The following is a 12,377-nucleotide window of genomic DNA, read 5'->3' on the forward strand; positions in this document are numbered from 1 at the left end:
GTCCGAACGCCTAGCCAGCACAATGAGAGGGGAGGCCGCGCGCCTCCCCTTTTTCTTCGGGGCCGCTCAGTGCGCGAGCAGGGCGCGCGCCGCCGCGACGAGCTCCTGCGGCCCGTAGGGCTTCTGCACGCAGGGGCAGGCGGAAAAGCCGTTGGCCAACCCCTTGGCGGCGTAGCCGGTGGCGAAGGCGAAGGGGATGCGCCGCGCGCTCAGCGCCTCGGCCACCGGGTAGCTCGTGGCGTCGCCGAGATTGACGTCGAGGATCGCGAAGTCGAAGCGGGTCGCCTCGACCGCGGCCAGCGCCTCGGCGAGCCGCATCGCCACGGTGACCTCGCAGCCCGCCTCGATCAGCACGTCCTCGCCGAGCATGGCGACGAGGCTCTCGTCCTCGACCAGCAGCACCCGCGCACCTATGAGGGCCGCGTCAGACATGCAGGCTCGCCCCGGCGCTGGGATCGAGGCCGAGCGCGTCGGGCAGGCGCGGCAGCACCATCTCGATCCGGCAGGACAGCCCCTCAGGGAGGAACTCCACCTCGGCGCGGCCGCCGAACTCCATCGCCACCTGCCGCTCGATCAGCCGCAGCCCGAAGCCGCGGCGGGTGGGGGGCGTGACCTCAGGTCCGCCGCGCTCCTCCCAGAGCAGCGTGAGGTGGAGCGCGCCGTCATCGGCGGGCTCGGCCCGCCAGCGCAGCGCCACCTGGCCCGCGCCGTCGCGCAGCGCGCCGTGCTTCACGGCGTTGGTCCCGAGCTCGTGCAGCGCCATCGACAGGCTGACCGCGGCCTTGGGATGCACCGCGACATCCGGGCCCGAGACCGCGATCCGGCCCGGCGCGATGGCATCGGCGGCCTGCGCCGCGATCAGGCCCAGCGAGGCGCCGCTCCAGGCGCTGTCGGTCAGCACGTTGTGCGCCCGCGACAGGGTCGACAGGCGGCCCGAGAAACGCTCGAAGGCGCCGGCGTCGCTGTCCTTGAAGGTCTGCCAGGCGATCGACTGCACCGTGGCGAGCGTGTTCTTCACCCGGTGGTTCAGCTCGTTCACCAAGAGCCGCTGCCGTTCCTGCGCGCGCTTGTCCTCGGTGATGTCGCGCACCTCGATGATGGTGCCGATGGTGTGGCTCTCGGCGTCGCGGATCGGGCTGGCGGTGAAGGCGACCGGGTAGAAATGCCCGTCGCGATGCACGAAGATCTCCTCGCCCCGGGTCTGGTTGTGCTCGGGGAAGGCGCGGTCGATGGCGCATTCGTGCAGCGGGAAGGGCCGCCCGTCGGGATAGGTGTGGTGGATGATGTCGTGCAGCGGCCGGTCCAGCGCCATGACCTCGGCCAGCGTCCAGCCGGTGAGCTCCTCGGCGGCGCGGTTCATGTAGATGCAGCGCTGCCGGTCATCCATCAGGAAGATGGAGACGCTGGCATTGTTCAGCACCGCCTGCAGCCGGCGATGGGTGTCGTCGAGAGGGCGCGCGGCGTGCGTGTCCTGCATGTGAGTCGATGTCCCCGAGAAACGCCCGATCCGGGCGAGACTGCCACCGCCCGGCTTCCCGGGCCAGCGGCCATTTCAGGACGATTTAGTGCGCCGGGCGGGGCGGCAACAGGGCGCCCCGCCCAATATCGATCACAAGGCGGTTTGCCGCGCTCAGCTGCCGACCGGGCGGCCCCAGAGGTCGTATTCGCCGGCCTCGTCCACCTCGACGGTCAGCATGTCGCCGGGCTTGAGGATCTCGAAGCCCTCGTCGATGAACAGGTTGCCGTCGATCTCGGGCGCGTCGGCCATGGTGCGGCAGGTCGCGGCCTCGGCGTCGACCTCGTCGACGATGACCTGCATCCGGGTGCCGACCTTGGCGGCGAGCTTGGCCTCGGAGATCGCCTGCGCCTTCTGCATGAAGCGCTCCCAGCGCTCCTGCTTGACCTCCTCGGGGACGTGGTCCGGCAGGTCGTTCGAGCGCGCGCCGGCGACGTTCTCGTACTGGAAGCAGCCGACCCGGTCGAGCTGCGCCTCGTCGAGCCAGTCGAGCAGGTACTCGAACTCGGCCTCGGTCTCGCCGGGGTAGCCAACGATGAAGGTCGAGCGCAGGGTGATGTCGGGCGCCATCGCCCGCCACGCCGCGATCTCGTCGAGCGTCTTCGCCGAGGCCGCGGGCCGCGCCATGCGCTTGAGCACATCCGGGTGGCCGTGCTGGAACGGAATGTCGAGATAGGGCAGCAGGCCCGAATCCGGGTCCGCCATCAGCGGGATCAGGTCACGCACATGCGGGTAGGGGTAGACGTAGTGCAGCCGCACCCAGGCGCCGAGGGAGCCCAGATCGCGCGCGAGGTCGGTGATGTGGGCGCGGTGGCCGCGCTCCTCGGCGTGGCGGATGTCGAGCCCGTAGGCCGAGGTGTCCTGGCTGATCACCAGAAGCTCGCGCACGCCGGCCTCCACGAGCTTTTCCGCCTCGCGCATCACCGCATGGGCCGGGCGGCTCTGCAGCCGGCCCCGCATGTCGGGGATGATGCAGAACTTGCACTTGTGATTGCAGCCCTCGGAGATCTTCAGGTAGCTGAAATGCCGCGGCGTGAGCGAGACGCCCGAGGCCGGCAGCAGGTCGACGAAGGGGTCGGGGCTGGGCGGCACCGCGCCATGCACCGCGTCGAGCACCTGCTCGTACTGGTGCGGGCCGGTCACGGCGAGCACCTTGGGGTGCGCGCCGGTGATGTAGTCGGGCTCGGCGCCGAGGCAGCCGGTGACGATGACCTTGCCGTTCTCCTTCAGCGCCTCGCCGATCGCCTCAAGGCTTTCGGCCTTGGCGCTGTCGAGAAAGCCGCAGGTGTTGACGATCACCGCGTCGGCGCCGGAATAGTCGGGGCTGATCGAGTAGCCCTCGGCCCTGAGCCGTGTCAGGATCCGCTCGCTGTCCACCAGCGCCTTGGGGCAGCCCAGGGAAACCATGCCGATGGTCGGCTGGCCCGGGCGCGCGGGATGGACGAGACGCGCCTTGGGCGCGTCCTCGTCGAAACGCGCCTTCGGCGCGATGTCAGGGCGGAGATTCGGCGGGTTCTGCATCCGGCGCGATCTAATCGCTCTCAGGCCTTCTGGGAAGCCCCGCCGTTCTCCCGCCGCCGGATCGTGATCGACTTCCAGACGAAGGCCGCGATGAAGATCAGCGTCAGCCCGAGGATGATGGTCGGCGCCGGCGCGCTGTCGATCCAGAAGCTCGCGTAGATCCCGCCCCAGCTCGCCGCCAGCGTCACCGCCACGGCCACCGCCAGCATCGCGCCGAAGCGGCGGGTGACGAGGAAGGCGATGGCGCCGGGCGCGATCAGGAGGCCGATGGCGAGGATGATGCCCACGGCAGAGAGCGTCGAGACGATGGTCAGCGACAGGAGCGCGAGCATCCCGTAGTGGAACAGCGCCACCGGCAGGCCCAGCGCGCGCGCCTGACCGGGATCGAAGGCGTGCAGCATCAGGTCGCGCCAGCGCAGCAGCAGCGCGAGGCTCACCCCCCCGCCGACGATGCCGGCGGTCCAGAGGTCGGTGGCGTCGATGCCGAGCATGTTGCCGAACAGGATGTGGTCGAGATGCACCTCGCTCTCGATCCAGGTGTAGAGCACGAGGCCGATGCCGAACATGCCCGAGAAGACCACGCCCATCACCGTGTCCTGCTTGATCCGGCTGTGATCGGTCAGGAAGCCGGTGGAAAGCGCGCAGGCCATGCCGGCGAGAAAGGCGCCCAGAAGCAGCGGCAGGCCGGTGATGTAGGCCAGCACGATGCCGGGCAGCACCGCGTGGCTCACCGCGTCGCCCATCAGCGCCCAGCCCTTGAGCACCAGAAAGCATGACAAAAGCGCGCAGGGCACGGCGATCAGCCCGCCGATCACGAAGGCGTCGCGCATGAAGTCGAGCTGGAAGGGAAGCAGCCAGTCGCTCATAGCGCGGCCCTCGCGCGGGCGCGGGCGGCGAGCCAGCCGTGTTTCGGGGCGAAGAGGAAGGCCATGAGGAAGATGAGGGTCTGCAGCGTGATGATCACCCCGCCGGTCGCGCCGTCGAGGAAGAAGGAGGCATAGGCGCCGACGAAGCTGGTAATCGAGCCCAGCGCGACGGCGATGACGATCAGCCGCGGGAAGCGGTCGGTCAGCATGTAGGCGGTCGCGCCCGGCGTCACCACCATGGCGATGACGAGGAAGGCGCCCACCGTCTGCAGCGCCGCGACGCAGGCCGCCGACAAGAGCACGAAGAACACGAAGCGCAGGAGCCCCGGACGCAGGCCGACGGAGCGCGCGTGGTTCTCGTCGAAGAAGGCGACCATCAGGTCCTTCCACTTCAGGAGCAGCACCCCGAGGCAGACCGCGCCGATAATCGCGAGCTGGAGCGTGTCCTCCGGCGTGATGGCGAGGATGTTGCCGAGGATGATGGTCTGCACGTCCACCGGCGTCGGCGAGACCGAGACCATGAACAGCCCCAGACCGAAGAAGCCGGTGAAGATCAGCCCGATGATCGTGTCTTCCTTGAGCCCTGTGCGCTCGTTGAGGAACAGCATCGCGCCTGCGGCGAGGCCGCCCGACAGGAACGCGCCCAGCGCGAAGGGCAGGCCCAGCATGTAGGCCCCCGCGACGCCCGGCACGATCGAATGCGAGAGCGCATCGCCGATCAGCGACCAGCCCTTGAGCATGAGATAGGCCGACAGGAACGCGCAGACCGCGCCCACGAGGGCCGAGACCCACATCGCGTTCAGCATGTAGCCGTAGGTGAAGGGCAGAGTGAGCGTCTCGATCATCGCCCGCCGCCCCCGGAGCGCTGCTCCTCGTCGTAGAAGACCAGCGGCCGCTCGTCGTCGGACAGGATTCGCAGCTTGCGCTTGTCCGCGTCGGAATGCAGGTCGGCGCCGCCCAGAACGAAGTGCCGCAGCACGCCGCCGAAGGCGCGCTCGAGGTTGGGCCGGGTGAAGACCTCCGCCGTCGGGCCATGCGCCAGAACCGTGCCCTTCACCAGCACGGTACGGTCGCAGAATTCGGGCACCGAGCCGAGGTTGTGGGTCGAGACCAGCATCACCCGGCCCTCGTCGCGCAGCTCCTTCAGAAGCTTGATGATCGCCTCCTCGGTCTGCACGTCGACCCCGGTGAAGGGCTCGTCGAGCAGGATGACGCGGCCGTCCTGCGCCAGCGCGCGGGCCAAAAAGACCCGCTTGCGCTGGCCGCCCGACAGCTCGCCGATCTGGCGGTGGCGGAAGTCGGACATGCCGACGCGCGCCAGCGCCGAGGTGACCGCGTCGCGGTCGGCGGGACGCGGGCGGCGCAGGAACCCCATGCGGCCGTAGCGGCCCATCATCACCACGTCCTCGACCAGCACCGGGAAGGACCAGTCGACCTCCTCGGCCTGCGGCACGTAGGCGACCAGCCCGGTCTTCAGCGCCTGCCTGACCGGCCGGCCGAGGATCGAGATCGACCCCCGCGCCAGCGGCAGGAAGCCCATGATCGCCTTGAAGAGCGTGGACTTGCCGGCACCGTTGACGCCGACCAGCGCGGAGATGGTGCCCTCGGGCAGGGCGAAGCTGGCGGCCCGCAGTGCGGTGACGCCGTTGCGATAGGAGACGGTGACGTCGCGCGCGTCGATCCCCGCGCCGAGATCCGCCTCGGGTGCTGTCGCGCGCATGTCCATCAGCCGGCCTTTTCCTCTCCGTTCAGCCCGTCGGCGATCGTCTCGGTGGTGACCCGCAGCAGGTCGAGATAGCTCGGCACCGGACCGCCCGCCTCGGACAGAGAATCAACGTAAAGCTCGCCGCCGTAAAGGGCACCGGTTTCGCGGGCGACCTGTTTCGCGGGGTCGGTGTTGACCGTGCTTTCGCAGAACACCGCCGGGATGTCGTGCTCGCGCACGCCGTCGATCACCGCGCGCACCTGCTGCGGCGTGCCGGTGGCGTCGGCGTTGATCGGCCAGAGATACAGCTCGCGCAGGCCGAGGTCGCGGGCGAGGTAGCTGAAGGCGCCCTCGCAGGAGACGAGCCAGCGCCGGCTTTCGGGCACGCGCTCGATCTCGGCGCGCAGCGGCTCGATCGCGGCGGAGATCTCGGCCTTGTAGGCCTCGGCGTTGGCGGCATAGGTCTCGGCGTTCTCCGGGTCGGCCTCGCTCAGCGCGTCGCGGATGTTGTCGACGTAGATCAGCGCGCTGTCGGGGCTCATCCAGGCATGCGGGTTGGGCTTGCCGTCATACTCGCCGCCCGAGATCGAGATCGGCTCGATCCCCTCGCTCAGCACCGCCGAGGGCTTGTCGCCGGCATTGTCGAGGAACTGCTCGAACCACAGCTCGAGATTCATCCCGTTCCACAGAATCAGATCGGCGTCGCGCGCGCCGAGGATGTCGCGCGGGGTGGGCTGGTAGTTGTGGATCTCGGCGCCGGGCTTGGTGATCGAGACGACCTCGGCGGCGTCGCCCGCGACGTTGGCCACCATGTCGGCGATCACCGTGAAGGTGGTCGCGACGGTGAGCTTGTCGTCGGCGAGCGCCGGGGCGGCGATCAGCGACAGGCCGAGGGCGAGGGGCAGGGGGCGCGACAGGCGCATGGGTGAGTCTCCTCCACGGGTCAGGGTCAACGCGAATAGATGCGAATGGTTCGCAGGAAGTCAACTGGATTGCAAATAATTCGCAAAAGCAGACCGGAAGGGCCCGTGCCGCAACGAAAAAGGGGCCGCGCGGTGGCGGCCCCTTTTGGGTCGTCTCAGTGATGCGGCCTCAGCGCCGGCGGTCGCGGCGCGAGCTCATCGGCTGGAAGGCGACGCCGACATGCGCCTCGCAATAGGGTTTGCCCTGCTGCACCGGCAGGCCGCAGAACCAGAAATCGTCGGTGGCGGGGTCGCCCACGGGCCATTTGCAGGTGCGCTCGGTCAGCTCCATCAGCGACAGCTTCTTGGCGCCCTTCTCCACCTCGGAGACCTTGGCCAGCGCCTCGGGGCTGATCTCGTTGGCCGAGGGCTGCGGCGGCAGCGGCTGGCCGGCGGGGATGATCGCGCGCCGGGCCTGGCTCATCGGGATCGGGGCCTTTTCCTGCTCGGGCTGGTCGGTGGCCTCGGGCTCGGGCTGGGCGGCGGCCTCGGTGGCCGGCGCCTCGGCCGGCTTGGCGGTGGGCTGCGGCGTCGGCGCGACGCCGGCGCGGTTCGACAGGCCCAGCCGGTGTACCTTGCCGATCACCGCGTTGCGGGTGACGCCGCCGAGTTCCTTGGCGATCTGGCTGGCCGACTGGCCTTCGTTCCACATTCTCTTGAGCGTCTCGACGCGCTCGTCGGTCCAGGACATCAATGGCCTCCGATCGGTTGGGCGGTCGGCCCGCCGTTTCAGTTGCGACGCACCGATCTACCCGGTGCCGGGCGGCAGTTCAACCCGGCTGGCGCGCGATACGGCCCAAGCTGCGGGCTTGCCACGCCGGCTCTCGCGGCTACAACCCGGGCCCAGGAGGCGCATATATATGAGCATCGACACCGACCACGGCATCCGCCGCTTCGGACGCTTCAACAGATTGGGAACGACGACGCTGGCGATCCGCGAGATCCGGCGCTTCCTCAACGTCTGGGCGCAGACGGTGATGGCGCCGCTGATCAACGCCGCGCTGTTCCTCTTGATCTTCACCATCGCCATCGGCCCGCGCCGCGGCGACGTGATGGGGGTGGAGTTCCTGCATTTCCTCGCGCCGGGCCTCCTGATGATGACGGTGATCCAGCAGGCCTTCGCCAACACCTCGTCCTCGCTCGCCTCGGCGAAGGTTCAGGGCAACATCGTCGACACGCTGATGGCGCCCTTGTCCTCGGCCGAGGTGCTGGCGGGCTATGTCGCGGGCTCGGTGGCGCGCGGCCTGATCGTCGCGGTGGTGATCGCCATCGGCGTCTGGATCTTCCTTGGCGTCGGTCTCGCGCATCCGCTCTGGGCCGTGACCTTCTGGCTCCTGGGCTCGGTCTTCATGGGGGCGCTGGGCCTCATCGCCGGGATCTACGCGCAGAAGTTCGACCAGCTCGCCGCGATCACCAACTTTCTCGTCACGCCGCTGGCCTTCCTGTCGGGCACCTTCTACTCGATCGAGGCGCTGCCCGAGTTCATGCAGGTGCTGAGCCGGGTGAACCCGTTCTTCTACCTGATCGACGGCGCGCGCTACGGCATGATCGGCGTCTCGGACGGCTCGCCCTTCCTTGGCCTCGCGGTGATGCTGGTCTCCTGCGCGGCGATCCTCGGCTTCGCCTGGGCCTGGCTCGAGCGCGGCTACCGGCTCAAGCCGTGAGCCTGCTGCGCGCCGCCGTTCCCGCCGACTTCGAGCGGCTGGCGGTCGGGCTGCCGCCGCAGGGGCTGTTCCTGCCCGAGCCGGGGCTGGTGACGGTGCCGGTGGCGATGCTGCTGGCGCGGCGCTGCGAGGATCTGCGCGCCCGGCAGGGCTGGGGCGCCTGCCTGATCGTCGAGCAGAAGCTGCTGGTGGGCTTCGTCGTGCCGAAGCCCGCCGACGCCGAGGACCGGGCCGAGTTCGGCTACGCGATCTCGCCCGAGCAGCGCGGGCGCGGGCTGGCGGGGCGGGCGGTGGCGGCGTTCTGCGATCTGGCCGCCGAGCGCGGGCTCTCGGCGCTGATCGCCGAGACCGACCCCGGCAACGCCGCCTCGATCCGGGTGCTCGAGCGCAACCAGTTCCGGCCGGTGCCGCAGGCCCGCCCCGACCGGCTGCGCTGGGAGCGTCAGTTCCTGCGGTAGAGCCAGAGCACCAGCGGCGCCAGCGCCAGCGTCAGCAGGGCGGGCGACAGGAGCGCGAGGCCGATCTCGCCCAGCGTCGCGGTGCCCGCCATCAGCGAGCGCATCGCCGTGGTCATGGTCGAGATCGGGTTCACCTCGACGAAGGCGCGGAGCCAGTCGGGCATGGTGACCGGGTCGACCATGATGTTCGAGGCGAAGGTGACCGGGAACAGCACCGCGAAGCCCAGCGTCATCACCGTCATCGGCGTGCGCACCACCAGCCCCAGCACGATGAAGATCCAGCCCCAGCCGAAGCCCACCGCCAGCAGCAAGAGCCACGAGGCGAAAATGCCCGCCGCCCCGGCCTCCGGCCGGTAGCCGAGGCCCAGCCCGATGCCGAGGATGATCGCGCCCGCGATGGTGTGGCGCAGCATGTCGCCCACCATCAGCCCCGCGAAGGGCGCGAGCGGCCAGATCGGCAACGACCGGAAGCGGTCGAACAGCCCCTTGGAGAGATCGGTCGAAAGCCCCATGCCGGAATAGACGGTGTTGAACACCGTGGTCTGCACTAGGATGCCGGGGATGAACCACTGCAGGTAGGCCAGCGACGAGCCCGCCAGCGCGCCGCCGAAGATGAAGGTGAAGAGCAGCGTGAACATGATCGGCGTCATCACGAGGTCGAACATCTGTTCGGGCACGTGGCGGAACTTCAGCACCGCGCGCCAGGCGAAGGTGACGGCGTTCGACAGCGCCGAGGGCGCGGCGGGGCGGGGGCCGCGGGGCAGGGGGATGCTCATGCCGCCTCCCGGCCCGTCAGGGCGAAGAACACCTCGTCGAGGCTCGGCGCGCCGAGCGAGAACTCCGACAGCCGGATGCCCGCCTCCGACAGCCGCGCCAGATGCGCCGCCGCCTCCGCGTCGTCGGCCACCGGCACCGAGAGCCGCGCGCCCTCCGGATCGGGCTGGGCCTGCTCGCCCATCAGCGCCAGCGCGTGATCGCGCTGCGCGGCCTCGGCCGGGGTGACGTGCAGCATGCCGGAGCCGGTCTGCGCCTTGAGTTCGCGGCTGGTGCCCTCGGCGATCTTGCGGCCGTGGTCGATCACCGCGATGCGGCCCGCCAGCTGGTCGGCCTCCTCGAGATACTGGGTGGTGAGCAGGATCGTCACGCCCTCGGCCGCGAGGCCGCGGATCAGCCGCCAGACGCCGGCCCGCGCGGTCGGGTCGAGCCCGGTGGTCGGCTCGTCGAGAAACAGCACGCCCGGCGTCACCACCAGCGAGGCGGCGATGTCGAGCCTGCGCCGCATCCCGCCCGAGTAGTCCTTCACCTGCCGCTTCGCCGCGTCCGAGAGGTCGAAGGCCTCGAGCAGCTCGGCCGCCCGTACACGCGCCGCGCGCCACGAAAAGCCCCAGAGCCGGGCCAGCATGACGAGGTTCTCGCGCCCCGTCAGATCCTCGTCGAGCGAGGCGAACTGCCCGGTCATGGCGATCGCGCCGCGCACCCTGTCGGGGTGACGCGAAAGGTCGTGGCCCAGCACCGTCGCCTCGCCGTCATCGGGGCGCAGAAGCGTCGCGAGCATCCGCAACAGCGTGGTCTTGCCCGCGCCGTTCGGGCCGAGGATGGCGAAGATCATGCCGCGCGGCACGTCGAGATCGACGCCGTCCACCGCCCTCAGCCCGCCGAAGCTGCGCGCGAGCCCGCGCGCGCGGATCGCCAGATCGTCCTGCATCCCGTCCCCCGTATGCGGTTCGCGCGCAGCCTAGCACGCGGCGCGGCGGCGGGGTCGGATTTCCTCTTTCCGCCGCCGCGTTCCTCGCCTAACGTCGCGCGCATGACGCAGGGCTTCGCCAAGACCGGTCTCCGACGCCGACGCTGAAACGATCGTTTCGCGCGGGGCTTGCCACGCGTCATTTCCTTCCGCGACAATTGACTCGCCCCTGCCGCAGCGGCATCAACGGGGCCTCCGCCACAGGACCATTGCCATGATCCCCTCGATCCTGCCGACCTACAACCGCGCGCCCCTGGCCTTCGTGAAGGGCGAGGGCAGCTGGCTGGAGGCGGAGGACGGGCGGCGATACCTCGATCTCGGGGCGGGCATCGCGGTCAACGCGCTGGGCCATGCCAACCCCGATCTCGTCGCGGCGCTGACCGAGCAGGCGCAGGCGGTCTGGCACGTCTCCAACCTCTACCGCATCCCGGCACAGCAGCGGCTGGCCGACGCGCTGGTCGAGAAGACCTTCGCCGACACCTGCTTCTTCACCAATTCCGGCACCGAGGCGATGGAACTCGCGGTGAAGATGGCGCGCCGGTACTGGCACGAGAAGGACCAGCCCGAGCGCACGCGCATCCTGACCTTCGCGGGCGCCTTCCACGGCCGCTCCTCGGCCGCGATCGCGGCGGTCGGCACCGAGAAGATGACCAAGGGTTTCGGCCCGCTGCTGCCGGGCTTCCAGCAGCTCGCCTGGGGCGACCACGAGGCCCTGCGCGAGGCCGCGGCGCAACCGGACGTCGCCGCCATCCTGATCGAGCCGGTGCAGGGCGAGGGCGGCATCCGCCCGGTGCCCGACCACTGCCTGAAGGGACTGCGCGACCTCTGCGACGAGACCGGCGCGCTGCTGATCTTCGACGAGGTGCAGTGCGGCATGGGCCGGACCGGCAAGCTCTTCGCGCATGAATGGGCCGGCGTGCGCCCCGACATCATGATGGTCGCCAAGGGCATCGGCGGCGGCTTCCCGCTGGGCGCGGTGCTGGCGACCGAGGCCGCCGGCGCGGCGATGACCGCCGGCACGCATGGCTCGACCTATGGCGGCAACCCGCTGGCCTGCGCGGTCGGCGCCAAGGTGATGGAGATCGTCGGCGACGACGCCTTCCTCGAGACGGTGCGCGCCCGGGCCGGGCGGCTGCGCCAAGGGCTCGAAAGCCTCGTCGCGCGGCATCCCGAGCTGTTCGAGGAGGTGCGCGGCGCCGGGCTGATGCTGGGTCTCAAGTGCAAGGACGCGCCCGCGGGCTTCGTGCAGGCGGGTTATGCCGAGGGCGTGCTGACGGTGCCGGCCGCCGACAACGTGGTGCGGCTGCTGCCGCCGCTCAACATCGGCGAGGCCGAGATCGACGCGGCGCTGGCGCGGCTCGACGCCGCCGCGGGCCGGGTGCGGGCCGATGCCGCCTGAGTACCGCTTCCGGCCGCTGGTCCTCGCGGACCGGGCGCTGTTCGAGCACTGGCTCGCGCAGCCGCACATCGCCGGCTGGTGGGGCGACGCCGAAACCGAGTGGGCGCTGATCGAGGAGGACTGGCGCGAGGGGCGGCCGATCGACATGCGGATCGTCGAGATCGGCGGTCACCCCTTCGCCTATACCCAGGACTACGAGGCGCATGCCTACGACATGCCGCATTACGCCGACCTGCCGCGCGGGGCGCGCGGCATGGACAGCTTCCTCGGCGATCCGGCCTATCTCGGGCAGGGCCATGGCGCGGGCTTCATCCGCGCCCGGGCGCGTGAGCTGCTCGAGGCCGGGGCGCCGCTGGTGGCGGTCGACCCGGCCACCGACAACCAGCGCGCCATCGCCGCCTATCGCCGCGCCGGCTTCCGAAGCGTCGGCACCCGCACCTCCGAGGACGGCACGCCGGTCCGCCTGATGACGCTGGAGCGCGACTGAGGCGCGGCGTCCTTCCCCCGATCACGATCGCAGCCGGGGCGCGGCCCCCGCACCC

The 12,377-nt window shown here is 70.3% G+C and carries 14 protein-coding genes; 4 read left to right on the forward strand and 10 right to left on the reverse strand.

Annotation, left to right across the window (positions count from 1 at the left end):
- Window positions 1-66: 66 nt before the first annotated feature.
- The 8 genes from BLT43_RS11445 to BLT43_RS11480 all read right to left on the reverse strand — a co-directional run bounded on the left by BLT43_RS11445 (window position 67) and on the right by BLT43_RS11480 (window position 7,261).
- Window positions 67-432: a response regulator gene (locus tag BLT43_RS11445; RefSeq protein ID WP_090112944.1), complete on the reverse strand. Its 366-nt coding sequence runs from the start codon at window positions 430-432 to the stop codon at window positions 67-69.
- Window positions 425-1,477, reverse strand: coding sequence for a sensor histidine kinase (locus BLT43_RS11450; RefSeq protein ID WP_090112946.1), 1,053 nt, complete (start codon window positions 1,475-1,477; stop codon window positions 425-427). Before BLT43_RS11450 ends, BLT43_RS11445 begins: the two co-directional genes overlap by 8 nt.
- A gap of 153 nt (window positions 1,478-1,630) precedes the next feature.
- Window positions 1,631-3,037 carry a 30S ribosomal protein S12 methylthiotransferase RimO gene (gene rimO / locus BLT43_RS11455; protein WP_090112948.1) on the reverse strand — a complete coding sequence of 469 codons (1,407 nt, stop codon included), beginning with the start codon at window positions 3,035-3,037 and terminating at the stop codon, window positions 1,631-1,633.
- 20 nt (window positions 3,038-3,057) lie between these two features.
- On the reverse strand, window positions 3,058-3,903 hold the full coding sequence (locus BLT43_RS11460) for a metal ABC transporter permease (protein ID WP_090112950.1): 846 nt from the start codon (window positions 3,901-3,903) through the stop codon (window positions 3,058-3,060).
- Window positions 3,900-4,748, reverse strand: a complete 849-nt coding sequence (locus BLT43_RS11465) for a metal ABC transporter permease (protein WP_090112952.1) — start codon at window positions 4,746-4,748, stop codon at window positions 3,900-3,902. Before BLT43_RS11465 ends, BLT43_RS11460 begins: the two co-directional genes overlap by 4 nt.
- On the reverse strand, window positions 4,745-5,629 hold the full coding sequence (locus BLT43_RS11470; protein ID WP_090112955.1) for a manganese/iron ABC transporter ATP-binding protein: 885 nt from the start codon (window positions 5,627-5,629) through the stop codon (window positions 4,745-4,747). Before BLT43_RS11470 ends, BLT43_RS11465 begins: the two co-directional genes overlap by 4 nt.
- A complete protein-coding gene (locus tag BLT43_RS11475; RefSeq protein ID WP_090112956.1) occupies window positions 5,629-6,531 on the reverse strand; it encodes a metal ABC transporter substrate-binding protein in 903 nt (300 codons plus the stop codon). The genes BLT43_RS11470 and BLT43_RS11475 overlap by 1 nt, the downstream gene beginning before the upstream one ends.
- 169 nt (window positions 6,532-6,700) lie before the next feature.
- Entirely contained in the window at window positions 6,701-7,261 is a 561-nt protein-coding gene (locus tag BLT43_RS11480) for a GcrA family cell cycle regulator (RefSeq protein WP_090112958.1), read from the reverse strand.
- Between the two features lie 169 nt (window positions 7,262-7,430).
- Here BLT43_RS11480 and BLT43_RS11485 point away from each other — a divergent pair, with 169 nt between their 5' ends.
- Together BLT43_RS11485 and BLT43_RS11490 are read left to right on the forward strand one after the other, a co-directional pair.
- Complete coding sequence (locus BLT43_RS11485) at window positions 7,431-8,234, forward strand: ABC transporter permease (protein ID WP_090112960.1); 804 nt, start codon at window positions 7,431-7,433, stop codon at window positions 8,232-8,234.
- Complete coding sequence (locus tag BLT43_RS11490; RefSeq protein WP_090112962.1) at window positions 8,231-8,692, forward strand: GNAT family N-acetyltransferase; 462 nt, start codon at window positions 8,231-8,233, stop codon at window positions 8,690-8,692. The genes BLT43_RS11485 and BLT43_RS11490 overlap by 4 nt, the downstream gene beginning before the upstream one ends.
- Here the strand turns inward: BLT43_RS11490 and BLT43_RS11495 are convergent.
- Window positions 8,677-9,468, reverse strand: a complete 792-nt coding sequence (locus BLT43_RS11495) for an ABC transporter permease (RefSeq protein WP_090112964.1) — start codon at window positions 9,466-9,468, stop codon at window positions 8,677-8,679. The genes BLT43_RS11490 and BLT43_RS11495 overlap by 16 nt on opposite strands.
- Complete coding sequence (locus BLT43_RS11500; protein ID WP_090112967.1) at window positions 9,465-10,397, reverse strand: ATP-binding cassette domain-containing protein; 933 nt, start codon at window positions 10,395-10,397, stop codon at window positions 9,465-9,467. The genes BLT43_RS11495 and BLT43_RS11500 overlap by 4 nt, the downstream gene beginning before the upstream one ends.
- Before the next feature lie 253 nt (window positions 10,398-10,650).
- Between BLT43_RS11500 and BLT43_RS11505 the strand changes: the two genes are divergently transcribed.
- Together BLT43_RS11505 and BLT43_RS11510 are read left to right on the forward strand one after the other, a co-directional pair.
- Window positions 10,651-11,835, forward strand: a complete 1,185-nt coding sequence (locus BLT43_RS11505; protein ID WP_090112969.1) for an aspartate aminotransferase family protein — start codon at window positions 10,651-10,653, stop codon at window positions 11,833-11,835.
- Window positions 11,825-12,322 carry a GNAT family N-acetyltransferase gene (locus tag BLT43_RS11510; protein WP_090112970.1) on the forward strand — a complete coding sequence of 166 codons (498 nt, stop codon included), beginning with the start codon at window positions 11,825-11,827 and terminating at the stop codon, window positions 12,320-12,322. Before BLT43_RS11505 ends, BLT43_RS11510 begins: the two co-directional genes overlap by 11 nt.
- Window positions 12,323-12,377 lie beyond the last annotated feature (55 nt).

The organism is Limimaricola pyoseonensis, assembly GCF_900102015.1.
Taxonomy (GTDB): Bacteria; Pseudomonadota; Alphaproteobacteria; order Rhodobacterales; family Rhodobacteraceae; genus Limimaricola; species Limimaricola pyoseonensis.

Excerpts from the sequence above, each read along its gene's own strand:
- BLT43_RS11445 (WP_090112944.1), bottom strand. The coding sequence starts at position 432 with ATGTCTGACGCGGCCCTCATAGGTGCGCGGGTGCTGCTGGTCGAGGAC.
- rimO (WP_090112948.1), bottom strand. The coding sequence starts at position 3,037 with ATGCAGAACCCGCCGAATCTCCGCCCTGACATCGCGCCGAAGGCGCGT.
- BLT43_RS11500 (WP_090112967.1), bottom strand. The coding sequence starts at position 10,397 with ATGCAGGACGATCTGGCGATCCGCGCGCGCGGGCTCGCGCGCAGCTTC.
- BLT43_RS11470 (WP_090112955.1), bottom strand. The coding sequence starts at position 5,629 with ATGGACATGCGCGCGACAGCACCCGAGGCGGATCTCGGCGCGGGGATC.
- BLT43_RS11495 (WP_090112964.1), bottom strand. The coding sequence starts at position 9,468 with ATGAGCATCCCCCTGCCCCGCGGCCCCCGCCCCGCCGCGCCCTCGGCG.
- BLT43_RS11465 (WP_090112952.1), bottom strand. The coding sequence starts at position 4,748 with ATGATCGAGACGCTCACTCTGCCCTTCACCTACGGCTACATGCTGAAC.
- BLT43_RS11460 (WP_090112950.1), bottom strand. The coding sequence starts at position 3,903 with ATGAGCGACTGGCTGCTTCCCTTCCAGCTCGACTTCATGCGCGACGCC.
- BLT43_RS11505 (WP_090112969.1), top strand. The coding sequence starts at position 10,651 with ATGATCCCCTCGATCCTGCCGACCTACAACCGCGCGCCCCTGGCCTTC.
- BLT43_RS11450 (WP_090112946.1), bottom strand. The coding sequence starts at position 1,477 with ATGCAGGACACGCACGCCGCGCGCCCTCTCGACGACACCCATCGCCGG.
- BLT43_RS11475 (WP_090112956.1), bottom strand. The coding sequence starts at position 6,531 with ATGCGCCTGTCGCGCCCCCTGCCCCTCGCCCTCGGCCTGTCGCTGATC.
- BLT43_RS11480 (WP_090112958.1), bottom strand. The coding sequence starts at position 7,261 with ATGTCCTGGACCGACGAGCGCGTCGAGACGCTCAAGAGAATGTGGAAC.
- BLT43_RS11510 (WP_090112970.1), top strand. The coding sequence starts at position 11,825 with ATGCCGCCTGAGTACCGCTTCCGGCCGCTGGTCCTCGCGGACCGGGCG.
- BLT43_RS11485 (WP_090112960.1), top strand. The coding sequence starts at position 7,431 with ATGAGCATCGACACCGACCACGGCATCCGCCGCTTCGGACGCTTCAAC.